At 68.1% G+C, this 22,946-nt stretch carries 20 protein-coding genes; 16 read left to right on the plus strand and 4 right to left on the minus strand.

Features of this window, described 5'->3' with window-relative positions; all coding sequences use genetic code 11:
* Positions 1–24 precede the first annotated feature (24 nt).
* From OHS03_RS12870 to OHS03_RS12915, 10 genes are read left to right on the plus strand one after another with little or no spacing between them, the layout of a single operon-like run.
* Positions 25–1,587, plus strand: a complete 1,563-nt coding sequence (locus OHS03_RS12870) for an SMP-30/gluconolactonase/LRE family protein (protein ID WP_328664205.1) — start codon at positions 25–27, stop codon at positions 1,585–1,587.
* Positions 1,584–2,444, plus strand: a complete 861-nt coding sequence (locus OHS03_RS12875) for an SDR family NAD(P)-dependent oxidoreductase (RefSeq protein ID WP_328662939.1) — start codon at positions 1,584–1,586, stop codon at positions 2,442–2,444. The genes OHS03_RS12870 and OHS03_RS12875 overlap by 4 nt, the downstream gene beginning before the upstream one ends.
* The gene (locus OHS03_RS12880) at positions 2,441–3,823 is read left to right on the plus strand and encodes an aromatic ring-hydroxylating oxygenase subunit alpha (RefSeq protein ID WP_328662940.1); all 1,383 of its coding nucleotides are present in this window, start codon (positions 2,441–2,443) and stop codon (positions 3,821–3,823) included. The genes OHS03_RS12875 and OHS03_RS12880 overlap by 4 nt, the downstream gene beginning before the upstream one ends.
* 49 nt (positions 3,824–3,872) lie before the next feature.
* The gene (locus tag OHS03_RS12885) at positions 3,873–5,714 is read left to right on the plus strand and encodes a flavin-containing monooxygenase (RefSeq protein WP_328662941.1); all 1,842 of its coding nucleotides are present in this window, start codon (positions 3,873–3,875) and stop codon (positions 5,712–5,714) included.
* A gap of 24 nt (positions 5,715–5,738) precedes the next feature.
* Complete coding sequence (locus tag OHS03_RS12890; RefSeq protein ID WP_328662942.1) at positions 5,739–6,665, plus strand: SDR family NAD(P)-dependent oxidoreductase; 927 nt, start codon at positions 5,739–5,741, stop codon at positions 6,663–6,665.
* Positions 6,655–8,361: a thiamine pyrophosphate-binding protein gene (locus tag OHS03_RS12895; protein ID WP_328662943.1), complete on the plus strand. Its 1,707-nt coding sequence runs from the start codon at positions 6,655–6,657 to the stop codon at positions 8,359–8,361. The genes OHS03_RS12890 and OHS03_RS12895 overlap by 11 nt, the downstream gene beginning before the upstream one ends.
* A 7-nt stretch (positions 8,362–8,368) precedes the next feature.
* Positions 8,369–9,799, plus strand: a complete 1,431-nt coding sequence (locus tag OHS03_RS12900; protein ID WP_328662944.1) for an aldehyde dehydrogenase family protein — start codon at positions 8,369–8,371, stop codon at positions 9,797–9,799.
* 8 nt (positions 9,800–9,807) lie between these two features.
* The gene (locus OHS03_RS12905; RefSeq protein ID WP_328662945.1) at positions 9,808–10,635 is read left to right on the plus strand and encodes a TauD/TfdA dioxygenase family protein; all 828 of its coding nucleotides are present in this window, start codon (positions 9,808–9,810) and stop codon (positions 10,633–10,635) included.
* Complete coding sequence (fabG, locus tag OHS03_RS12910; RefSeq protein WP_056809170.1) at positions 10,632–11,375, plus strand: 3-oxoacyl-ACP reductase FabG; 744 nt, start codon at positions 10,632–10,634, stop codon at positions 11,373–11,375. Before OHS03_RS12905 ends, fabG begins: the two co-directional genes overlap by 4 nt.
* Positions 11,372–11,980 (plus strand): carboxymuconolactone decarboxylase family protein, encoded by a 609-nt coding sequence (locus tag OHS03_RS12915; protein ID WP_328662946.1) that lies wholly within the window; start codon positions 11,372–11,374, stop codon positions 11,978–11,980. Before fabG ends, OHS03_RS12915 begins: the two co-directional genes overlap by 4 nt.
* Before the next feature lie 7 nt (positions 11,981–11,987).
* Here OHS03_RS12915 and OHS03_RS12920 read toward each other — a convergent pair whose 3' ends face one another.
* Complete coding sequence (locus OHS03_RS12920) at positions 11,988–12,704, minus strand: enoyl-CoA hydratase/isomerase family protein (RefSeq protein ID WP_328664207.1); 717 nt, start codon at positions 12,702–12,704, stop codon at positions 11,988–11,990.
* A gap of 90 nt (positions 12,705–12,794) precedes the next feature.
* Here OHS03_RS12920 and OHS03_RS12925 point away from each other — a divergent pair, with 90 nt between their 5' ends.
* From OHS03_RS12925 to OHS03_RS12940, 4 genes are read left to right on the plus strand one after another with little or no spacing between them, the layout of a single operon-like run.
* Complete coding sequence (locus tag OHS03_RS12925) at positions 12,795–14,339, plus strand: AMP-binding protein (RefSeq protein WP_328662947.1); 1,545 nt, start codon at positions 12,795–12,797, stop codon at positions 14,337–14,339.
* A complete protein-coding gene (locus OHS03_RS12930; protein WP_328662948.1) occupies positions 14,336–15,379 on the plus strand; it encodes an enoyl-CoA hydratase/isomerase family protein in 1,044 nt (347 codons plus the stop codon). Before OHS03_RS12925 ends, OHS03_RS12930 begins: the two co-directional genes overlap by 4 nt.
* Before the next feature lies 1 nt (position 15,380).
* Positions 15,381–16,682, plus strand: coding sequence for a CoA transferase (locus tag OHS03_RS12935; RefSeq protein ID WP_328662949.1), 1,302 nt, complete (start codon positions 15,381–15,383; stop codon positions 16,680–16,682).
* The gene (locus tag OHS03_RS12940) at positions 16,682–18,061 is read left to right on the plus strand and encodes an amidohydrolase family protein (RefSeq protein ID WP_328662950.1); all 1,380 of its coding nucleotides are present in this window, start codon (positions 16,682–16,684) and stop codon (positions 18,059–18,061) included. The genes OHS03_RS12935 and OHS03_RS12940 overlap by 1 nt, the downstream gene beginning before the upstream one ends.
* Here the strand turns inward: OHS03_RS12940 and OHS03_RS12945 are convergent.
* Together OHS03_RS12945 and OHS03_RS12950 are read right to left on the minus strand one after the other, a co-directional pair.
* Positions 18,052–19,230 (minus strand): thiolase C-terminal domain-containing protein, encoded by a 1,179-nt coding sequence (locus OHS03_RS12945; protein WP_328662951.1) that lies wholly within the window; start codon positions 19,228–19,230, stop codon positions 18,052–18,054. The genes OHS03_RS12940 and OHS03_RS12945 overlap by 10 nt on opposite strands.
* On the minus strand, positions 19,227–20,417 hold the full coding sequence (locus OHS03_RS12950) for a Zn-ribbon domain-containing OB-fold protein (protein WP_328662952.1): 1,191 nt from the start codon (positions 20,415–20,417) through the stop codon (positions 19,227–19,229). The genes OHS03_RS12945 and OHS03_RS12950 overlap by 4 nt, the downstream gene beginning before the upstream one ends.
* A 223-nt stretch (positions 20,418–20,640) precedes the next feature.
* Between OHS03_RS12950 and OHS03_RS12955 the strand changes: the two genes are divergently transcribed.
* Both OHS03_RS12955 and OHS03_RS12960 read left to right on the plus strand, forming a co-directional pair.
* Positions 20,641–20,841 carry a hypothetical protein gene (locus OHS03_RS12955; protein ID WP_328662953.1) on the plus strand — a complete coding sequence of 67 codons (201 nt, stop codon included), beginning with the start codon at positions 20,641–20,643 and terminating at the stop codon, positions 20,839–20,841.
* A complete protein-coding gene (locus OHS03_RS12960) occupies positions 20,838–21,731 on the plus strand; it encodes an alpha/beta fold hydrolase (protein WP_328662954.1) in 894 nt (297 codons plus the stop codon). The genes OHS03_RS12955 and OHS03_RS12960 overlap by 4 nt, the downstream gene beginning before the upstream one ends.
* A gap of 63 nt (positions 21,732–21,794) precedes the next feature.
* On the opposite strand, the gene OHS03_RS12965 is transcribed toward OHS03_RS12960, so the two are convergent.
* Positions 21,795–22,943, minus strand: a complete 1,149-nt coding sequence (locus OHS03_RS12965; protein WP_328662955.1) for an acyl-CoA dehydrogenase family protein — start codon at positions 22,941–22,943, stop codon at positions 21,795–21,797.
* Positions 22,944–22,946 lie beyond the last annotated feature (3 nt).

The raw sequence follows: 22,946 nt of genomic DNA on the forward strand, positions 1-22,946 counted from the left end.
GCGCGCTACATCAACACCACAGCAATGAGCCTCGCCGAAGGGTGGAGCTTGGAACGCCTCACTCCGCCGAGCCGGCTCTTCGGCGCGAACGGTCTGCGCACCGGCCCCGACGGGCGCGTCTATGTCGCCCAGGTGACCGGCAGCCAGATCAGCGCACTCGACATCACGACCGGTCGACTCGAGACGATCAGCGCCAAGGGCGGCGACATCATCGCGCCCGACGATCTGGCCTTCGACGACCACGGCAATCTGTTCGCCACCGAGGTGATGGACGGGCGCGTCAGCATGCGCGGCGCCGACGGCCACACTCGGGTTCTGCGCGACGACCTGCCGAGCGCGAACGGCATCACCGTGCATCAGAACAGGTTGTTCGTCAACGAATGTCGTGTCGGCGGGCGACTGATGGAACTGTTCACCGACGGCAGCGAGCCCCGCGTTCTCGCGGAGAACCTCGCGATGCCCAACGCCATGGAGGTCGGTCCCGACGGGCTCCTCTACTACCCGGTGATGGGCACCAACGACATCTGGCGCATCGACCCGCTCGGGGGCGAACCCGAACGAGTGGTGGGCGATCTCGGTGTCCCCGACTCGGTGAAGTTCGACGCGGCGGGCAACATCGTCTCCACCCAGGTCAGTACCGGCGAGGTGCTGCGCATCGATCCCCGCACCGGCGAGCGCACCGTGCTGGCCACGCTGAACCCCGGTTTGGACAACTGCACCTTCGTCGACGGCAGGCTGTTCGTCTCGAACTTCACCGGCGAGATCACCGAGATCCTCGACGGCGGCCGGACCCGCACCACCCTGCCCGGCGGCCTGAACTGGCCGCTGGATCTCACCGTCGACAGCGACGGCGAACTCTACGTCGCCGACGGCACCTACTTCTATGTCCTGCGGCCGGGGCGCGCGCCCGAGTCGGCGGGGATGCTGTTCAGCCCCGGCTATCCGGGCTTCATCCGCGGCGTAACAGCCGTCGGCGCGGGCGAATTCATCGTCACCACCTCGGGCGGTCAGATCACGCGCTACCGGCCCGCGACCCAGGAGAGCGAGGTGCTGGCCGACGAACTCGACCAGCTCTACGGTGTCGCGGTCGCACCCAGCGGTGACATCGTCGCCGCGGAGTTCGGTACGGGCCGGGTGCTGGCCGTGCGATCCGGCGGCCGCGTCGAACAGTTGGCCGCCGACCTGCACCAGCCGATCGGCGTCGCGTTCACACCGGACGGGACCTACCTGGTCGCCGAATCCGGTGCGGGACGCATCGTTTCGGTGAGCAGCGCCGGCGTCGACACGGTGGTGGACGGACTGGAGCAGCCCCAGGGAATCCTGGTGCGCGAGGGCGCGCTCTATGTCGTCGATGTCGGCAGCAAGTCGCTGATCAGCGTGGATCTCGCGACCAAAGTGCGCACCACGCTCGCTCAGAACCTGCCGGTCGGCGCTCCGCCCGGAGTCACACCCAAGCCGCTGCGCGGATTGCCGCCGTTCTCCGGACCGCAGGGCCCCTTCGCCGGGATCACCGCCGGACCCGACGGCACGCTGTATCTGTCGGCCGACGCCGAAGGCAGCGTGCTCGCGCTGCGGCGCACGACATGAGCCGGGCCGTGCCGACCGATCTCACCGGACGCGTCGTCGTCGTGTCCGGTGCGGCGGGCGGCGGGATCGGGACCTCGGTGGTCGAGATGGTCGCCCGAGCCGGGGCCACCGTGATCGCGGTGAGCCGATCTCCGGACAACCTCGCCACCCACCTCGATCCACTGGTGGCGCAGGGGCTCTCGATTGTTCCGGTGGCCGCCGACGCCTCGACCGACGACGGCATCGCCACGGTACTCGCGCAGATCCGCGAGACCGAGGGCGAGTTGCACGGGCTGGTCAATGTCGCGGGCGGCGCCGCGCCGGCGACGTGGATGCCCGCGCTGCGGGTGAGCCGCGCGGATTGGCGCGCGTTGTTCACCCAGAACCTGGAAACGATGTTCTTCATGAGTCAGGCTGTGGCCGCCGAACTGAAAGCACGACAGCGCCCCGGCTCGATCGTCTCGATCTCCTCGATCAGCGGGATGAACACCGCGCCCTTCCATATCGGCTACGGCACAGCCAAGGCCGCGCTGGTGGCCGCGACCCGGACGTTGGCCGTCGAACTCGCCGCCGACGGAATCCGGGTGAACGCCGTGGCCCCCGGAGTGACCAAGACCCCGGCCTCGGCCACCTATGTCGGCGAGGACGCCGAGCGGGACCGCCGGGCCATCGCCATGGGTCGACGCGGTCGACCCGACGAGCAGGCGGGCGCGATCTTGTTCCTGCTCTCGGACCTGTCGACCTACATCACGGGCCAGACCCTGCTGGTCGACGGCGGGCTCGACCTCAAGTGGACCCACCTCGACGCCGACCACACCTCCCTGTTCCTCGAGGACGCCGCGTTCCGAGCCGCCATCACCCGTGAGGAGAAGCCATGACCGACACTGTCGACAACATCGAATCCGCGGTCGCCGCAACCGAAGAAGCGCTGTCGACCCCGAGCACGATCGGCGTCGAGGCCTATCTGTCCGAGGAGTACGCCCGCGCCGAACGCGACAAACTGTGGGCCAAGGTATGGCAGCAGGTCGGCCGGGTCGAGGAATTGGCGAAGGTCGGAGATTTCCTCACCTATGACATCCTCGACGACTCGATCATCGTGGTGCGGTCGGCGCCGGACACCCTTCGCGCGCACTACAACGTCTGCTCGCATCGAGGTCGCAGGCTGGTCGACACCGCCCCGTACGCGCGCCAGACACGCGGCAGCTGCAAGCAATTCGTCTGCGGCTTCCACGGCTGGCGCTACGACCTGGACGGCAACAACACCTTCGCGGCCGAGCAGCAGGACTGGCCGCGCGGTCTGACCCCGGACAAAACCAAGCTCTCCGAGGTCAGGGTCGACACCTGGGGCGGGTGGATCTGGATCACCATGGACCCCGACGCCGAACCGCTACGGGACTATCTGGAACCGGCCGCGGGCCTGCTCGATCCGTTCCAGCTGGAGAACATGCGCTACCGCTGGCGGCGCTGGCTGGTCTTCGACTGCAACTGGAAGGTCGCGCTGGAGGCCTTCATGGAGACCTACCACGTGCCCTACACCCACCCCGAGTTCATGAACTTCGGCAACTTCCTCGGATGGTCGCGCGCCCAGGGCAAGCACAGCAACATCGGCTACGACGCACCGAAAGGTATGGAGGAGAACCAGGCGAAACTGCGACTCGGGGCCGGGCCGGACGCCCGCATGTCCACGGCCGAACTACAGAACTTCACCTGGGAGAACGCCAACACCAACACCACGAGGACCCTGGTCGACGCCGCGAATCGACTGGTAGCCGAACTGCCGGAGGGCACGCCGGCCGATCAGGTGCTCAAGCACTGGCTGCAATCGGCCAGGAACTACGACGCCGACCGCGGAGTGGTGTGGCCGACGGTGGACCCACAGGTGGTCGCCGCCGCCGGTACCGCATGGCAGATCTTTCCCAACTTCCAGATCGGTCACGCGCTCAACAACATGCTCTGCTACAGCGCCAGACCCTTCGGCTACGACCCGGACAAGTGCATCTTCGAAGCCGCGGTCTACGAACTGTTCCCGGCGGGCCAGGAGCCGAAGACCGAGTGGGAGTACACCGCCGAGGACGATCCGGCGTGGCGCACGGTGCTGCCCCAGGACTTCTCCAACATGGCCGCGGTCCAACGGGGCATGAAGACGCGCGGGTTCTCCGGACCCAAGCCCAACCCGTATCGCGAACGCAGCGTCGTCAACCTGCACCACAACCTGGCCACCTACATGGGCACCGGCGCACCGCGCGATCTCGCCTGAGTCCCGTGCCCGCTCACCCGAAACACCGCATCACACCGAGGAATTCGCCATGCACACCTGCGAACCGACGCAGACGCCCGAGGTCGATCGCGACGCGCTCCGAGCGAGGTATCTCGCCGAGCGCGACAAGCGGATCCGCCCGGAGGGCCAGCAGCAGTACGTGGAGGCCGAGGCGGAATTCGCCGAGTACCACGAGTCCGATCCCTACACCCCGGTCGTAGCGCGGCCGCCGATCTCGCAGGACATCGATGTCGCGATCCTCGGCGGCGGACTGGCCGGACTCGTCACCGCGGCCCGGATCACCGGTGCCGGGGTGGAGAACTTCCGCATCATCGAGCACGCCGGTGATTTCGGCGGCGCCTGGTACTGGAACCGCTACCCCGGCATCCAGTGCGACACCGACTGCTACTGCTACCTGCCGCTGCTCGAGGAAGTGGGCTACATCCCCCAGCAGAAGTACTCCTTCGGCGACGAGGTCTTCGAGCACTGCCAACGCATCGGCAAGCACTTCGGCCTCTACGAGAAGGCGATCTTCGGCACCCTGACCCGTTCGATGACGTGGGACGCGTCGATTCAACGCTGGCGGATCGGCACCAACCGGGGCGACGAGATCCGCGCGCGCTTCGTCATCATGTGCCAGGGCCCGTTCAACCGGCCCAAGCTCCCCGGCATCCCCGGGATCGCCGATTTCGCGGGCCACACTTTCCACACCGCGCGCTGGGACTACGCCTACACCGGCGGCGACATGCGCGGCGGCCTGGACAAGCTCGCCGACAAGCGGGTGGCGATCATCGGCACCGGCGCCAGCGGGGTGCAGTCGATCCCCCACCTCGCCCGCTCCGCGCAGCACCTGACCGTTTTTCAGCGCACCCCGTCCTACATCTACGAGCGCGGCAACGTGCCGACCGACCCCGCGTGGGCACAGACCTTGCAGCCGGGCTGGCAGGAGGAGTTGCGTCGCAACTTCCACACCGGCGCGTTCGAAGCCTACGGTCCCGGTCAGAACGATCTGGTCTGCGACGGATGGACCGAGGTCAGCCGCAATGTGCGCGATCACCTCGACCGCACCGGCGGCTGGGCGGACCTGACGCCGGAGAAGTTCATGGAGCTTCGGGAACTGCTGGACTATCAGGCGATGCAGCGGGTGCGCGACCGTGTCGATGCCGTCGTCACCGATACGGCCACGGCCGAAGCGCTCAAGCCGTACTACCGATTCCTGTGCAAGCGGCCCTGTTTCAACGACGACTATCTGCCCACCTTCAACCGCCCCAACGTCACCCTCGTCGACGTGTCGGGCACCAAGGGCGTCGAACGGATCACCGCCGGGGGCATCGTCGCCGACGGTGTCGAACACGAGGTCGACTGCATCATCTTCGCCAGCGGCTTCGAGATCACCACCGACCTCGACCGGCGCTTCGGCATCGCCCCGTTCGCGGGCCGCGACGAGCTCTCGCTCTACGACCACTGGGCAAAGGGATATCGCACCCTGCACGGCACGATGACCACCGGCTTCCCGAACCAGTTCTTCACCGGCTTCGTCCAGGGCGGGGTGACCGCGAGCACGACGGCGATGTTCGAGCAGCAGGCCACCCACATCGCCTACATCATCAAGGAAACGCTGGCCCGTGGCGCGACCACGGTGGAACCCACGGCCGAGGCGCAGGAGCAGTGGTGCACCACCGTGCGCGAGAGCGCGATCGACAACAGCAACTTTCAGCGCGAGTGCACCCCCGGCTACTACAACAACGAGGGCGAGCAGCAGATCCGATCCCACCTCGGTGACCCGTACTGGCCCGGCTTCTACGCCTTCGAGGATCTGCTCCAGGCGTGGCGCGACACGGGCGAGCTGCCCGGCCTCGCCCTCGGCACCCCGCCCGAACCGGCCCGATGAGGCGCGCGGTGAACGGAGCGCACCATGTCTGAATTCGGTTTCGAGGGCAGAGTCGCCGTGATCACCGGCGCCGGAAGAGGATTGGGCCGCGCCTACGCGTTGCTGCTCGCCGCGAAGGGTGCCCGGGTCGTCGTCAACGACCCCGGCAGCACCATCAGCGGCGACAGCGGCGACGCCGGGGTCGCCGAGGCGGTGGTCCGCGAGATCACGGACGCCGGCGGTACGGCGGTGGCCTGCACCGATTCGGTGGCGACCGCGCAGGGCGGTCAGGCGATCGTGCGGACCGCGCTCGACGCCTTCGGCCGGATCGACATCATCGTCCACAACGCGGGCAACAACCGGTACGCGCCACTCTCGGAGATGACCTACGAGGACTTCGACGCCGTGCTCGATGTCCACCTGCGCGGCGCGTTCCATGTGGTGCGGCCCGCCTTCCCGCTGATGTGCGCCGCCGGATACGGCCGGGTGGTCCTCACCTCGTCGATCGGCGGGCTGTACGGCAACCACCGGGTCGCCAACTACGGCGCGGCCAAGGCGGGTCTGATCGGACTGTCGAACGTGGTCGCGCTCGAGGGCGCCGAACACGGCGTCCGCTGCAACGTGATCGTTCCCGCCGCGCTCACCCGCCTCGCCGAAGGCATCGACACCTCGGCCTACCCGCCCATGGACCCGGAGTTGGCGGCGCCGGTGGTGGGGTGGCTCGCGCACGAATCGTGTTCGATCACCGGCGAAATGCTGGTGTCGATCGCCGGACGGGTGGCGCGGGCGTTCATCGCCGAGACCCCAGGGGTGTACCAACCGTCCTGGTCGATCGAGGAGGTCGGCGCGCGGATCGACGCGATCCGCGCGACCGAGAACCCGTGGATCCTGCCGGTGGTTCCCTCCGGCCATCTCGACCACATCACCAAGAGCTTCGCGACAGCCATGGAGGGCAGCACGCATGTCGGTTAAAGTCTACGAACGCATTCTGCAACTCTTCGAGGCCGAAGGGATCAACACCCTCTTCGGCATTCCCGATCCGAACTTCGTGCACATGTTCCACCTCGCCGAAGAACGCGGGTGGCAGGTGGTGGCCCCGCACCACGAGGAGTCCGCCGGTTTCATGGCCGAGGCCGTCTCCCGGATGACCGGAAAAGCAGCGGTGTGCATCGGCACGCTCGGCCCCGGCGTCGCCAATCTGGCCGGCGCGATGATGTGCGCCAAGGTCGAGAACTCGCCGGTGATCTTCCTCGGCGGGCAGCGCGCGCGGATCACCGAGCAGCGGGTGCGGCGCGGCCGTATCCAGTTCGTCAAGCAGGCCGCGCTGTTCGAGCCGTCGGTGAAGTACTGCGCCAGTATCGAATACGCCGACCAGACCGACGAGGTCATCCGCGAGGGTCTGCGCAAGGCACTCTCCGGCACCCCGGGTCCGGTGTACATCGAGTACCCCTCGCACGTGATCCAGGAAGAACTCGACGTCGCACCCGCGCTGGCGCCCTCGGCCTATCGCCTGGTCGGGCAGACGGCAGGGCCGGACCGGATCGCCGAGGCGGTCGAGTACATCAGGGCGGCGAGCCAGCCCGTGCTGCTCGTGGGGCACGGCGTGCACACCACGCGCGCGGGCGCGTCGGTCCGCGCGCTCGCCGAGGCCATGGCCTGCCCGGTCATCCAGACCTCGGGCGGCACCTCCTTCATCGCCGGGCTCGAGGACCGCACCTTCCCGTACGGTTTCTCGGCGGCGGCGATCGACGCGGTGGTGAAATCCGATCTGTGCCTGGCCATCGGCACCGAATTGGGCGAACCGGTGCACTACGGACGCGGCAGGCACTGGGTCGCCAACGAGGCCGCCCGCAAGTGGATCCTCGTCGAGCAGGACCCCGAGGCCATCGGGGTGAACCGGTCGGTGGACGTGCCGCTGGTCGGCGACCTGCGCGCGATCGTCCCGCAGCTGGTCGAGGCGCTGCGCGAGACCCCGCGCACCCCCACTCCCGAGCTCGCGGGCTGGATCGAACAGGATGCGGCCCAGCTCGCCGAACTGGCCGAGACCGCGCCGTCGGGGATGTCGCCGGTGCACCCGGCGCGGCTGATCGTGGAAGCGACGAAGTCGTTCCCGGCCGACGGCATCATGGTGCGCGACGGCGGCGCGACCACCATCTTCGGCTGGACCTACTCCCAGGCCAAACCCCATGACGTGATGTGGAATCAGAACTTCGGGCATCTGGGCACCGGCCTGCCCTACGCCGTCGGCGCCGGTGTGGCCGACGGCGGCAAGCGGCCGCTGATGCTGATCACCGGCGATTCCTCGTTCCAGTTCCACATCGCCGAACTGGAAACCGCGGCGCGGCTGAACCTTCCGCTGGTCTGCGTGGTCGCAGTCGACTACGCGTGGGGGCTCGAGGTCGGCGTCTACAAGCGCACCTATGGACAGGGTTCGCTCGAGACCGGCGTCCACTGGAGCACGAACACCCGCTTGGACAAGGTCGCCGAGGGTTTCGGTTGCTACGGCGAATATGTCGACCGCGACGAGGACATCGCCCCCGCCATCAAGCGCGCCTACGCCAGCGGACGACCTGGCGTCATCCACGTCGCGGTCGACCCCAAGGCGAATTCGGAAGAAATGCCGAGTTATGACGAATTCCGCACCTGGTATGCGGAAGGAACTCAGTGAGGAAATCATGCGTGAATATCTGACGTTCTATATCGACGGACAGTGGATCGACCCCGCCGAGCCGCACACCATGGATGTGGTGAACCCGGCCACCGAACAGGTGTGCGGCACCGTGGCCGTCGGCACCGCGGCAGATGTGGATCGCGCGGTCGCCGCCGCGCGCGCCGCCTTCCCCGGCTGGTCGAGCACCGATCCCGCGCAACGGATCGCGCTGTTGCGCGCCGTCCTCGCCGAATATCAGAAGCGCGCCCCCGACCTCGGGGCGGCGCTGATGGAGGAATTGGGGGCACCGGCCGCCCTGGCCAACGGATTCCAGGTGGATCTGGGGGCGGGCCAGCTGAGCACCACGATCGACATTCTCGAGCGGTTCCGCTTCGACGAACAGCGCGGCGCCTCGCTGATCGTCAAGGAGCCGATCGGGGTGTGCGCTCTGATCACTCCCTGGAATTGGCCGCTGAACCTGATCGCGGTGAAGGTGTTCCCGGCGCTGGCCACCGGCTGCACGATGGTGCTCAAGCCCTCGGAACTGTCACCGTTCACGGGGCAGATCTTTGCCGAGATCCTCGATGCCGCCGGTGTTCCCGCCGGGGTGTTCAACCTGGTGCAGGGTGACGGCCTCGCCGTCGGCGTGCCGCTGACGAGTCATCCCGACGTCGACATGGTCTCCTTCACCGGGTCGGTCAGGGCGGGCATCGACATCGCGCGCAACGCGGCGGCCGGGGTCAAACGGGTCACCCAGGAGCTCGGCGGCAAGAGCCCCAACATCATTCTCGACGACGACGCCTTCGCCGAGAACGTCGGCAAGGGCGTGGTGAGCATGATGCTCAACTCGGGCCAGACCTGTAGCGCGCCTTCGCGCATGCTGGTGCCACATTCACGGATGGCCGAGGCGATCGAGGTCGCCCGTGGCGCGGCCGAGGGGGTCACCGTCGGTGATCCGCTGAGTGATTTCGCCATCGGCCCCGTGGTATCGGGCGCGCAGTTCGACAAGATCCAGGCGCTGATCCAGAAGGGCATCGGCGAAGGCGCGACACTGGTGGCGGGCGGGCCGGGGCGGCCGGAGGGCCTGAGCACCGGCTACTTCGTGCGGCCCACAGTCTTCGCCGAGGTCACCAACGACATGACCATCGCCCGCGAGGAGATCTTCGGGCCGGTTCTGACGATCCTGGGCTACGACGATCTCGATCACGCCGTCGACATCGCCAACGACACCGACTACGGGCTGGCCGGCTTCGTCGCAGGCACCGATCTGGTGCAGGCGCGTGCGGTGGCCCGCCGGATCAGAGCGGGGTCGGTCTCGATCAACGACGGGTTCGACTTCGAGGTTCCCTTCGGCGGCTACAAGAAGAGCGGCAACGGCCGCGAGTGGGGCGAATTCGGCTTCCACGACTACCTCGAGATCAAGGGCGTACTCGGGTACGCACCGCCGGAGGAATGAGGAGCGCGATGCCAACCCTTGCCACGAAGAAGCTGAGCGACACCGTCGGCGTCGAAGTGCTCGACGCCGACATCGACCGGCTGCTGACCGACCCCGATGTCCCCGCGGAGTGCATGGCGGCTCTCGAGGAGCACGGCGTCCTGCTGTTTCGCGAACTGCACATCGGCGACGAGGCGCAGGCGGCGTTCGGTCGCCGCCTGGGCGAGCTGGTGCAGTTCCCGCTCTACGCGAATCCCGATGTCATGCAGATCAGTTTCGACCCGGACAATCCGAACGCCGAATACTTCGCCAGCAACGATTTCTGGCACCTGGACGGGGCGCTGGACGCCATCCCGGCGAAGGCGTCGATGCTCAGTGCCCACGTGATCGCGACCCAGGGCGGCGAGACCGAGTTCGCCAGCACCTACGCCGCTTACGACACTCTTTCCGACACCGAGAAGCGGGATTTCGCCGGACTGCGGGTGGTCCATACCTTCGAGGCCATCCAGCGGCTGACCTACCCGGAACCCACCGCGGAACAGCTGAGCGAGTGGGCCTCGCGGACGGTCCGTGAACATCCGCTGGTGTGGAAGCACGAAACAGGGCGTCGCTCACTGGTTTTCGGGGCGACCGCTTCGCACGTTCTCGGCATGGACACCGAGGCGGGCGGTGCGTTGCTGGCCGACCTCCAGGAGCGAGCCACGGCCCCGGATCGTGTTCTGCGCCATGCCTGGTCGGTCGGTGACCTGGTGATCTGGGACAACCGCGGCCTGGTCCACCGGGCCTGCGCCTTCGACCGGCGCGAACCTCGCCGAATGCACCGCACCACCCTGCGGGGCGAGGAGGCGATCACATGAGTTCTCGCACAGCCGTTGTCACCGGCGGCGCCTCCGGGATCGGCGGTGCGATCAGTACCCGGCTGGCCGCGGACGGCGCTCTCGTCGCCATCTTCGACATCGATGGTGCCGCGGCCGAGGCGGCAGCGGCGGAGATCGAGAACGCCGGGGGCAAGGCCATCGGCCTGACCGTCGATGTCACCGACCGCACGGCCATCGATGCCGGTCTCGCCGAAGTACGCGCGCGCCTCGGCCGCCCGACGGTGTTGGTGAACAGCGCCGGACTGACCCTGGACGGCCCGTTCCTCGACATCACCGCGGCGGCCTGGAGCCGGGCCCTTGCGATCAATCTCACGGGGACGTTCGACTGCTGTCAGGCGGTGATCCCGGACATGATCGAGCAGGGCTGGGGCCGCATCGTCAACATCTCGTCGTCGAGTATCCACAGTGGCGCAGCCGGTTTGGCGGGCTATGTCTCGGCGAAGTCCGGCGTGGTCGGCCTGACCAAGGTATTGGCGCTCGAATTCGCCAAGCGGGGGATCACGGTGAACACCATCCCGCCGGGTTTCATCGACACACCGATGCTGCGCCGAACGGAGGAGCGCGGGTTCATCGACGTCGACGCCCAGATCGCGCGCACCCCGGTCGGCCGGATCGGCACTCCCGCCGATGTCGCCGCCACGTGCGCGTTCCTGGTCAGCGAGGAAGCCGGCTATCTCACCGGCCAGGTCATCGGCGTCAACGGCGGGCGCAACACATGACCGCGACCGACGATCCCGCGCAGCCACGCATCTCGCCGCTGCCGACGGCGGAATGGTCCACCGAGATGACCACCTTCCTGGCCGGATTCCGCACCGCGGCCGCCTCCGGGGCCGAGCCGTCCGGCGGCCGCCAGAGCGGCGCCAATCTCCTGGGCACCCTGGCCAGGTATCCGGCGCTGGCGAAACCGTTTCTAACCTTCACCGGGCACTTCCTGTCCGGCTCCACGCTCACGGCCCGGCAGCGGGAGCTGCTCGTGCTGCGGGTGGCGGCGGTCCGGCGGTGCGGCTACGAGTGGGCACAGCACGTGATCCTGGCCGAGGGCGCGGGTCTGGGACCCGAGGAGATCACCCGGATCTCCGAGGGCCCGGCCGCACCGGGGTGGTCGGCGACCGATCGGCGGTTGCTGACCGCCGTCGACGAACTGCTCGCCGACGGCGTGGTGCGCGAGGACACCTGGAACGCCCTGGCGACCGAGTTCGACGAACACCAGCTGATGGATCTGGTGTTCGTCGTCGGCACGTACACGATGCTCGCGATGGCCCTGAACTCGTTCGCGGTGCCCGCCGAGGCCGCGCTTGTTCCGTTTCTGCCCGCCGACGGGTGATCGTGGGCTAGGTGCGCCGAGTGAGCACCGCGTCGGCGGCGACCCAGTGCTCATCGGCCACCCACAACCGAGCGAAGGCGTCGACGGCCTCCTGTGCCGACACCCCGGCGACGACTCGCTTGATCTCGCCGGCCTGCGCGGTCGCCAGCGATCGGGCCGTCGCGCGCCAGCCCGCCTCGAAATCGGCCCGTGGCAGCACCCGGTCCACCAGCCCCAGTCGCTCGGCCTCGGCCACCGCGAGAATGGTCCCGGCACCCGCGAGCAGCAATGCCCGACTCTTGCCGACCAGGGCGGCGAGCCGCTCGGCCCCACCCCAGGCGGGCATGATCGCCAGGGCGGACTGGTTGAATCCGATCTTGATGTCGTCGGCGGCGATCCGGATGTCCGCGGCGACAGCGACTTCGGCACCGCCACCGAGCGCGTGCCCGTTCAGCGCGGCGATCACCGGGGCGGGGAAATTCGCCAGCCGGTCGCAGATCGACCGCATCCGCCACGCCATCGCGGCGGCCTGTTCCTCGGTGCGCAGCGCGCTCAGTTCTTTCAGGTCGCCGCCGGAGACGAACGCGCGGTCACCGGACCCTCGAATGACCAGGGCGCGCGCGCCTTTCGCCTTGTCGAGCGCGTCGTCGAGCTCGTCCATGGTGCTCGGCGCGATGGCGTTGCGGGCCTGTGGTCGATCGATCGTGACGACCGCGACACCCTCATCCAACTCGAGGTCGACCATCTGAGATTCTCCCATCGCGAGATTGTCATTCTTGATTTCAGAGAATAACATAATCGCCGCAGGACCTCGGATCGGGCATTGGAGTCTCACGTGCGCAGCATTCCCGCCGACTTGATCGAGCATTACCGAACACAAGGGTGGTGGACCGGCGAATCGATCGGCGAGTTGCTCACGCGCGGTCTCGCCGCCGCACCGGACACCGAGTTCCGGGTGCACTCGGCCGAGCGCCCCTGGTCGGGCACCTTCGGCGAGGTCGAGCATCGGGCTCGGCGTCTCGCCGCCGGCCTGCGTGCTCGCGGAGTCGGTCCCGGCGACGTCGTGGCGTTCCAACTGCCCAACTGGATGGAGGCCGCGGCAACCTTCTGGGCCTCGGCCTTCCTGGGCGCTGTGGTGGTGCCCATCGTGCACTTCTACGGCCGCAAGGAACTCACCTACATTCTCGAGGCGGTCGCGCCACGGGTGTTCATCACGGCCGAGCGGTTCGGGCGCCTGGAGTACCAGGCCGATCTCTGCGCCGACATCCCGATCGTCGGCGTCGTGGGACGCGACTTCGACGAGCTGCTCGCCGATGATCCGATGCCCGGGTTCCTGGCGACCGATCCGGCGGGCCCCGCGCTGATCGCCTTCACCTCGGGGACCACCAGCGCGCCCAAAGGCGTGGTGCACAGCCACGAAACTCTCGGTCACGAAACCCGGCAGCTGGCCGCCTGGTACCCGCCCGCACGCGGTAAACAACTCACCGCGGCCCCCGTCGGGCACTTCATCGGCATGGTCAACGCCTTCCTGATTCCGGTGCTGGACGGGTCACCGGTGAATCTGACCGATGTGTGGGATCCGAAGCTCGTCCTGGCGCTGATGCACAGCGACGGACTCACCGTCGGCGGCGGCGCGACGTACTTCGTCACCAGCCTGCTCGACCATCCCGATTTCTCCGACGCGCATCTGCCCCGGATGAAGTACGCGGGTTTGGGTGGGTCATCGGTGCCCGCGGCGGTCACGCGCCGGCTCGACGATCTCGGCATCACGGTCTTCCGCTCCTACGGCAGCACCGAACACCCCTCGATCACCGGGTCACGGGTCACCGCCGCATCGGACAAACGTCTGTTCACCGACGGCGACGTCCTACCCGGCGTGGAGATCCGATTGGCCGAGGACGGCGAAATCCTCAGTCGCGGACCGGAACTGTGCCTCGGCTACACCGACGACGCCCTGACCGCCGCAGCCTTCGACGCCGACGGCTGGTACCACACCGGCGATATCGGCGAACTCGATGCGGACGGGTACCTCACCATCACCGATCGCAAGGCCGACATCATCATCCGCGGCGGCGAGAACATCAGTGCCCTCGAGGTCGAGGAGATCTTGCTGACCATGCCCGCGGTCGCGGAGGCGGTCGTCGTCGCCGCGCCCGACGCCCGCCTCGGCGAACACGCCGCCGCCGTGGTGCGGCTGCGCACGGGCCAGCTGCTGCCGACCATCGACGAGATGCGGGCACATTTCGACCGGGCCGGTGTCGCCAAACAGAAGTGGCCCGAGGAACTGCACCAGGTCGAGGACTTTCCACGGACCGCGAGCGGCAAGGTGCAGAAGTTCCATGTCCGACGCACCCTCGCCGACCGGCAGCCGAGTCGATGATCGATCCGCTGCTGGACGACGGGCTCGCGCTCTCGCATTCAGGAGCGCCGACCAGACCGCTCGTCGTGCTCGAACTCGACGACCTCGGCGCTGCGTCCCCCGAGTCGGTGCTGGCGGCGGCCGCTCGAATCCGGGAGTCGACGTCGCTCGTCGTCGGGGTCCTGCGGCGACCACCTTCCGTGACCGTCTGGCCCATCCTGGCCGCCACCACGCTGACCTTGACCGACCGGCCGACCTCGGCCCTCCGTTCGGAGGTGGTCTGCGTGGCGAACATCGATGCCGCCCTTGCGTCGTTGCGTGCCGCTGTCGCTCGATCGCCGCGGGCCGCGCTCGTCTGCGGCCATCTGCTTCGCGCGAGCATCGAACGCGACACCACGCCCGCGCTGGCCGCCGAGGCCGCGGCCTACTCGATGCTGCTCGCCGGCCCCGAATTCGCTCGATGGCTCGTCGAACGCGGGCCCGCCGAGCCCGCACCCGCTACCGATCGCCCTCTGGTTCGACTGCGGCGCAGCGCGGACCACCTGTCGATCGTGCTGGATCACCCGCAGCGTCGCAATGCGCTGGGCACGCGGCTTCGGGAGGAACTTCTCGCCGCCGCGCAGGTGGCAGTCGCGGACCCGAGCATCGCGACGGTCGAACTCAGTGGCGAGGGCCCCGTGTTCTGCAGCGGTGGTGATCTGGCCGAATTCGGCTCGGCGACAGACATAGTCGCCGCCTATCTGGTGCGACTCGATCACGCACCGTGGCGGGCGCTCGATCGGATCGCCGACCGTCTCGTCGTCCGCGCCAACGGTCCGTGCATCGGTGCGGGTGCCGAAATCGCCGCGTTCGCGGGAACGGTCACCGCGACCCCGGATACGTCCTTCTGTTTCCCCGAGGTGCGGATGGGCTTGATACCCGGCGCGGGCGGCACCGTCAGCGTGCCGCGCCGGATCGGGCGCTGGCGCGCCGCATGGCTGATGCTGACCGAACAGCGACTCGATGCCTCTACGGCACTGAACTGGGGCCTGATCGATCAGGTGGCCGATGCGGAGCGCTGACGTGCGATCAGATCCCCAGGCGGACAACCGAACACCACACGCGGTGGTAGACGAGTGGATCCGCACCCTGACCACCCACACCGTCCCCGACGACTTTCCCGCCGAGCTGGACTGCCCTGTGCTGGCCTGGGCGGGTTCCGGTGCGATGGCGCTGACCGGCCACGACGCCGCACCGGTCCTGTCCCCCGCGCCTGCCTTCAGCCTGTTGCGCGCAGCGCTGCGGGCGCTGTCGTGGATCACCGACGACCTCGGCGACCGCGTCGACCTCGACCCGGCGGTCGCGTTGACCGGCAGGGCTCGGCGAGCGGGACTGCGGCGAGCGGGGCGCAGGTCGACGAACGGCATGAGCAGGCTGCTTCGTACCACTGACGGCTGGTGCGCCCTGACGCTGAGCCGCCCCGACGACATCGACGCCGTCCCCGCGATTCTCGGTGGGATCGTCGACGGAGATCCGTGGACCGCGCTCGAGGCGGCAGCGGCACGGTCATCGGCGGTCGACCTGGTACAACGAGCGCAACTGCTCGGCGTTCCGGCATCTGTGCTCACTATGCCGCGAAAAGTGCTGCCGTGGAGCGTTTCTCGCATCGCCGAACCGGTCGCCGCGCGATCGCTGCGTGGTGTCGTTGTCGTCGATCTGTCATCGATGTGGGCGGGTCCGCTGTGCGCGCGAATACTCGGTCTGGCCGGAGCGCGGGTGATCAAGGTGGAGGGTGCGCACCGGCCCGACGGCGCCCGCGTCGGTGATCCCCGGTTCTTCGACTGGCTGCACGCCGGACATGAATTCCGCACCATCGACTTCCGCTCCGAGGCGGGCCGAAAAGCCTTGGGAGAACTGCTCGATTCCGCCGACATCGTGCTCGAGGCGTCCCGCCCACGGGCGTTGGCTCAAGTCGGCCTCGCACCCGAGGACCGCCCGCACCGCGGCGGGCAGATCTGGTTGAGCCTCACCGGCTACGGCCGGTCCGAACCGATGCGGGTGGCCTTCGGTGACGACGCCGCGGTAGCGGGCGGCCTGGTCGGGCGCCACGAGGGCGAGCCGGTCTTCTGCGCTGACGCGATCGCCGATCCGCTCTCGGGTGTCTGCGCTGCGCTGGCGGTGGCCTGCGCACGCCACAGCGGTGGTGGCGTGCTGATCGACCTGTCCATGCAAGCCACGGCGGCGGCTTTCGCGGCCGCGCCGCCGATCACGCACGGACCTCATTCGGTCCGCGGACACGGCGACGAGTGGATCGTGGAATGCGCACCGACACAACGACGCAGCACCGTCGCCGCACCCGCGCCACTGTGGCCGGGTGATGCCTGATGCTCATCCGACGAGCTCGGATATTCGGGACCGAACACACCGATGTTCGGTGGCACGGTAGGTCGATCACCCAATGTGGAACCGGGCTACGACCGCTTCCCGGCGAGGACGACATCGACGCGGACGGCGGGTGGCTGCTGCCCGGCCTGCACGACCACCATGTGCACCTGCGTTCCCTGGCCGCGTCCGCCGATTCACTCCAGCTCGACCCCCTGGCGATCCACACCGTCGACGATCTGGCGGTTCGGCTGCGGCAGGCGGACGCGACATTGCCGAAGGGAGTGTGGATCCGCGGCGTCGGCTACCACGAGTCGGCAGCTGGGGAGTTGGACCGGTGGGCACTCGATCGCTTGATCCCGGGGCGGCCGGTCCGTATCCAACATCGCTCCGGTGCCCTCTGGACGCTCAATTCGCCTGCCTGCGCAGCGGTAGAGCTGGAGCGCTGCACACAGCCAGGGGTGGAACGCGACCTAGACGGCCGGGTCAACGGCCGACTCTGGCGGATGGATGCCTGGCTCGGTGCCCAGATCGCCACCCGGCCCGTCGATCTCACCACGGTCAGCGCGCGCGCTGCGGCACTGGGGATCACCGGCGTCACCGACGCTACCCCCGGCCTGCGGCAAACCGATATCGATGATTTCGCCCGTGATGTGGCCAGTGGCCGCATTCAGCAACGAGTTCATTGCATGGCACCGCCCGCCATCACTTCCCCGGGGATCCTGCGGTTCTCCCTGGGGCCGACCAAGATTCTGCTCGACGACACGGCCCTGCCGACCCTCGATCAGTTCATCGCTCGCCTCCGCGAGATCCACGCCGCGGACCGATCGGTGGCCGTGCATTGTGTGACCAGGGTCCAACTGATTCTGACGATGACCGCCCTCGACGCCGCAGGCGTACGTCTCGGCGATCGCATCGAGCACGGTGCGATCATTCCGGTCGAGGCGATGGCGTGGTTGCGTGCGAACCGGGTACCGGTAGTGACCCAGCCACATTTCCTGGTCGAACGAGGTGACCAGTATCGGCGTGAGGTGTCCACCCAGGATCGTCCGGATCTGTGGCGGCTCGGGTCCCTGCTGACGGCGAAGGTGGGTGTGGCCGCGGGCACCGACGCACCGTTCGGTGGCGCGGACCCCTGGCGGCTCATCCACGCCGCCGTCAACCGGGATTCGGGTCGCGATGTGGCAGAGCGTCTTTCACTTCGATCGGCGGTCGGCCTGTTCTTCGGCCGACCCGAACGGCCTGCATCGCCGCGCACCGTCGCACCCGGCGAGGTCGCCGATCTGACGCTCTTGGCGGTGGCACCCGGGGATGTGGCCGCGATCCTGCCCAGCCCACCGATCGCGGCCACCGTCGTCGACGGACGGATCGTCTACGGCTGAGACGCGTCGCGCGTGTCCGGCCCGGCCAGGATCGTCACAGCCGCCACCGCGGTGGGACCACCGATCGAATGCGCCAAGCCGATGCGCGCTCGATCGACCTGGTTCACCGCGTCGCCGCGCAACTGCTCGAACAGCTCGACGCACTGAGCGACGCCGGTGGCGCCCGGCGGGTGCCCCTTCGACTTCAAGCCGCCGCTGGGATTCACCGGCAGTGCGCCGCCGACGCTGGTGACTCCCGCTTCGACGAGCTTGTGGGCCTCGAACCGGTCGGCGAACCCGAGATCCTCGTAGCTCATCAGCTCGATGCCGGTGAAGAAGTCGTGCACCTCGGCGACATCGATGTCCGACGGCGTCAACCCAGCCATTCCGAAAGCCTGCTTGGCCGCGCGGACCGTGGCGGGGAACGTCGTCATGTCCCGCTTGTGCTGGTGCATCACCGAATCCATGCCGAGGCCCACCCCGCGAATCCACACCGGGCGGTCGGTGTAGCGATCCACCACGTCCTCGGCGGCCAGCACGAGAGCTGCCGCTCCGTCGCTCTGCGGCGCGCAATCGTAGAGTCCGAACGGGGTGACCACCGTCGGGGCCGCGAGGGCTTCCTCGATACTGATCTCGAAGCGCAACCGCGCCTTGAGATTTCGAACACCGTGCTTATGATTCTTCACCGCGACCATGGCCATGTGCTCGCGGGTGGCAGGCGATTCGTGCAGATACCTGGCCACGTGCAGCGCGAACCCGGCAGGGGCGACCAGCCCGAGCGGATAGTCCCAGGCCATGTCGCGGGTCATCGCCTCCCACTCCCACAGCATGTCCTTGGACGCCGACTCGCGCAGCTTGTCCGCGCCGACCACCAGGGCGACGTCGATGGCGCCGGAGGCGATGCCGAGCAGGGCGTTGCGGACCGCGTCGTGCCCAGTTGCACAGGCGTTTTCGACGCGGGTCACCGGAATGTCGGGCAGGCCGAGGGTGTCGGCGAGAATGCCGGAGGCGAACCCGTCGGCGGTCCCGAGCTCGCCGAACCAGGCGGCCTGGATATCGGACTTGCGCAAGCCCTTGTCGATGCTGCGCGCGCAATCGGCGAAGGCCATCGGCACCAGATCTTTGATACCGAGCGCGAAATGCTCGGCGAAGGGCGTCATTCCGGCGCCGACGATGGCAACTCTTCTCATGCTGCCGACTCCTGTCGTTCGAGGGTTTCCGGTTCGAAGGCGTAGCCGTAGTCCGGCACTCCGGACCGCACAGCCACCCGCCGCAACACCATGCGGCCGCGGTCGCCGATGGCCACCGAACCCGGTTCGGCGCTGGTCACCTTCACCAGCGCGCGCACACCGACCTCGTCGAGTTCGACGATGACCAGCGAATACGGCGTCTTCAGCCCTGGCACCGGCACATGCACCGTCACCGACGTGTAGACGACGGCGGTCCGGGGCAACGGCACCAGGGTGTAGTCGGTGCGCAGCGCACCGTCGTCGTCGACCCGATATCGGGGCGGGAAATCCAGTTCGTCGGTGTCGGCGTGCCGACCGGCGGCCCAGCGCACTTTCGCCTCGAAGGCGCGCTCGTAGGCGGCCAGGGAGATCGGGATGTCGGCGCCGGGCACGAACGTGGCCAGGGGTTTCCCGCGCGGCTCCGGTTCGTGCCGATGTACCGGCACCAGGCCCGCCGCGACCGTGACAGCGGACAGACTCCCCTGCTCCACGCCGACCAGCGGGCCCGCCTGCCCCGCATCCACCATCGCCGCCAGCGCGAACAGTCCAGAACTCGCGCCCAACGTCGGCAGCGGCGGCGGGGTACCGACACACAGGTCGGCGGCTTGTTCGTGATCGACGCCTGCCACCGCGACGGGGGTGTCGAGCCAGGAGGCGGCCAGTGACCCGAGTAGTCCACGTTCACGCAACAGTCGGGGGTCGCCGTAGTCGTGCACGACGCCGGTGGCATAGCGAGCCCGGACCGGCAGGCTCCGTGCGACGCGCGCCACGGTCCGCACCTGTAACCCCCGTTCGCCCGTGACCGCGGCGGCCGCACCAGCTGGATCGAGGTCGACGCCGATCACCAGAGTCCGCGGCCGCGCCGAACCGAGGGCGTCCAGGGTGGCGGGTGCGCCGCCGAGGCGCTCGGTCACCTCGAGTTCGGAATCCAAGCCGAGTCCCGCCAGCAGCACCGCGGCGTTGCCGCCTTCCAGCAGCGGGAGATCCCGGCTGACCAGCACGACGTGTTCCACCCCGAACCCGGCGGCGATCGCGGCCCGACCCGCCTCGACCGCGAGCGTGATCGCGTCCTCGTCGTCACCGGGTACGCGCTTTTCGGCGTTACCCCAGCACGGCAGATAGGTACCGACCGAAGCGATCAACGGCATCGTGCTCTCCCGACCTAGATGGTAATCTCATTCTCATATTAGAGAATGCTTTCTGATAGCGGCCCCGATTCGATCACATTGCGGTGTCGCAACCCGACACTACCGCAGCTTCAATGAAGCGGAAATGCCCTCTTCCGGCAACCCTAACCGCATGTCATTGCGCTCTCTTGCGCGCAAAACCGGCGCGAGAGTAGGGTTCTCCCATATTGAATGGAGAGTCTCCATGATCGAGATGCATCCCCCATCGCCATCGCCGACAAACGGCGACGTCACCGTCGCACAGCGCCTGCGCGCGAGCTTCTTCCATTACGCCAAGGCGGTGCTGCCCGACATGACGATCGCCGCCTGCGCCGTACTGGTCTCGGCGGAGGCCGGCCATCTCACCGTCGTGCCCACCCTCTGCGAAAGTGACCCGAAGCTATGACCAGTACCGGGTCCGATCTGGTGCGGCTGCCGCACGACGTCCCGATCAGCTCCCACACCGTCGATATCGACGGTGTCCCGATGTCTGCGCTGCTGGCCGAGGCCGCCGATCCTCGTGCCGTCATCGTCGCGGTGCACGGGGGCGTGACCACCTCCGCCTACTTCGACTGCCCCGGCCATCCCCGACTGTCGCTGCTGCGGACCGCACCCGCGCTCGGGTTCACCGTGCTCGCGATCGACCGCCCCGGCTACGGCAGTTCGGCACCGCACGCGAGGGAAATCGCACCGGCCTCCCGACGCGTCGACCTCGCCTATGCCGTCGTGGAGCGGATACTCGGGACGCGGCCCCGCGGTGCGGGTCTGTTCGTCCTCGCGCATTCGGCCGGGTGCGAGTTGGCTGTGCGCATGGCCGCCGACGAGCGCGGCGCGACGTTGCTCGGTATCGAACTGGCGGGCACCGGCCGAGAACACCATCCCGATGCCCTCAGTAGCCTGACGGCAGGGGGACCCGGTCGAGGCGACCGCCTGCGCGAACTGCTCTGGCAGCCCAGCCATCTGTATCCCACCGAGATCTTCGGCGGTGCGGCGATCGCGTCACCCGGCCCCGCCTATGAAGCCACCGTGATGCCGCGGTGGGCGACGCACGATTTCGCGCGCCTCGCCGCGAACGTCAGCGTTCCGGTCCAGTTCACCGTGGGCGCCTACGAGAGGGTATGGCGCACCGACCCGATCGCGTTGGGTGAGGTCGCCGCCCTGTTCACGTCCGCGCCGCGCGTAGTGCTCAACGAGCAAGCCGACAGCGGCCACAACCTGAGCATGGGGCACTCGGCGACCGCGTATCACCTCAAGGTCATGTCCTTCATCGAGGAATGTGTGATCGCGCGCCGGTGACATTCTCGGTCAGCGGGATCTGCCCCACGACTACGGTGGTCGTGGGGCAGATCCGCTCATCCCTTACAGACCGAGGGATTTGGCGATGATCACCTTCATGACCTCGCTGGTTCCGGCGTAGATGCGGGCCACCCGCGCATCGGTGTAGAGCCGTGTGATCGGGTACTCGGTCATATAGCCGTAGCCACCGAACAGTTGCAGGCAGCGATCGACCACCCGGCCTTGCATTTCGGTGGTGAACAATTTGACGCGGGCGGCGTCGGGGCCGGACAGTTCGCCCGCCACCAGGTCGAGGACGGCACGATCCACCATGGTCTGCGCGGCCTCGAGTTCCGCCGACATCGCGGCGAGTTCGAACTTGGTGTTCTGAAAGGACGAGACCGGTTTCCCGAAGGCCTTGCGCTCTTTGACATAGTCGATCGTCGCGGTGATCGCGGCCCGCGCCTGGGCGACCGAGCCGACGGCGACCGTCATCCGTTCCTGCGACAGATTGTTGCCGAGGTAGCCGAAAGCCGCGCCCTCGACCCCGAGTCGATTCGCCGCGGGGACTCGGACCTGGTCGAACGACAACTCGACGGTGTCCTGCACCTTGCAGCCCATCTTGTCGAGCACCCGCCCGCGCTCGAATCCGGGCATGCCGTCCTCGACCACCAGCAGTGTCAGACCCGCGCGCCGGTTGTCCGGGTCGGTCGAGGTCCGTGCCACCACGATCACCAGGTCGGCGAGCAGGCCGCCGGTGATGAAAGTCTTCGCGCCACTGAGCAGATAGTCGTCGCCGTCGCGAACGGCAGAGGTGCGCATTCCGGCCAGATCGGAGCCGGTGCCCGGTTCGGTCATCGCGATGGCGGTGAGCAACGCGCCGCTCGCGAGACCGGGAAACCAGCGTTCGCGTTGCTGCTCGTCGGCGTATTCCAGGAAGTAGGGCAGGATGACGTCGAGTTGGGTGCGCACCGTGCTCAGGGTCACCAGCGCGCGGGCCGCTTCCTCCTGCAGGACGGCGTTGTAGCGATAGTCCCGCAGCCCCGCTCCCCCGTACGCCGACGGGATCGCGACGCCGAGAATACCTAGCGCACCGAGCTTTTCGAAGATCTCTCGCGGCATCTGCCCGGCCTTTTCCCACTCGGCGTAGTGGGGTGCGATCTCCTTCTCGATGAATTCCCTGGCCAGCCCGCGGAAAGCTTCGTGGTCCTCGGTGTAGATGTCTCGGCGCACCGA

Origin of the sequence: Nocardia salmonicida, from assembly GCF_036142455.1 — a bacterium.
Taxonomy (GTDB): Bacteria; Actinomycetota; Actinomycetes; order Mycobacteriales; family Mycobacteriaceae; genus Nocardia; species Nocardia salmonicida.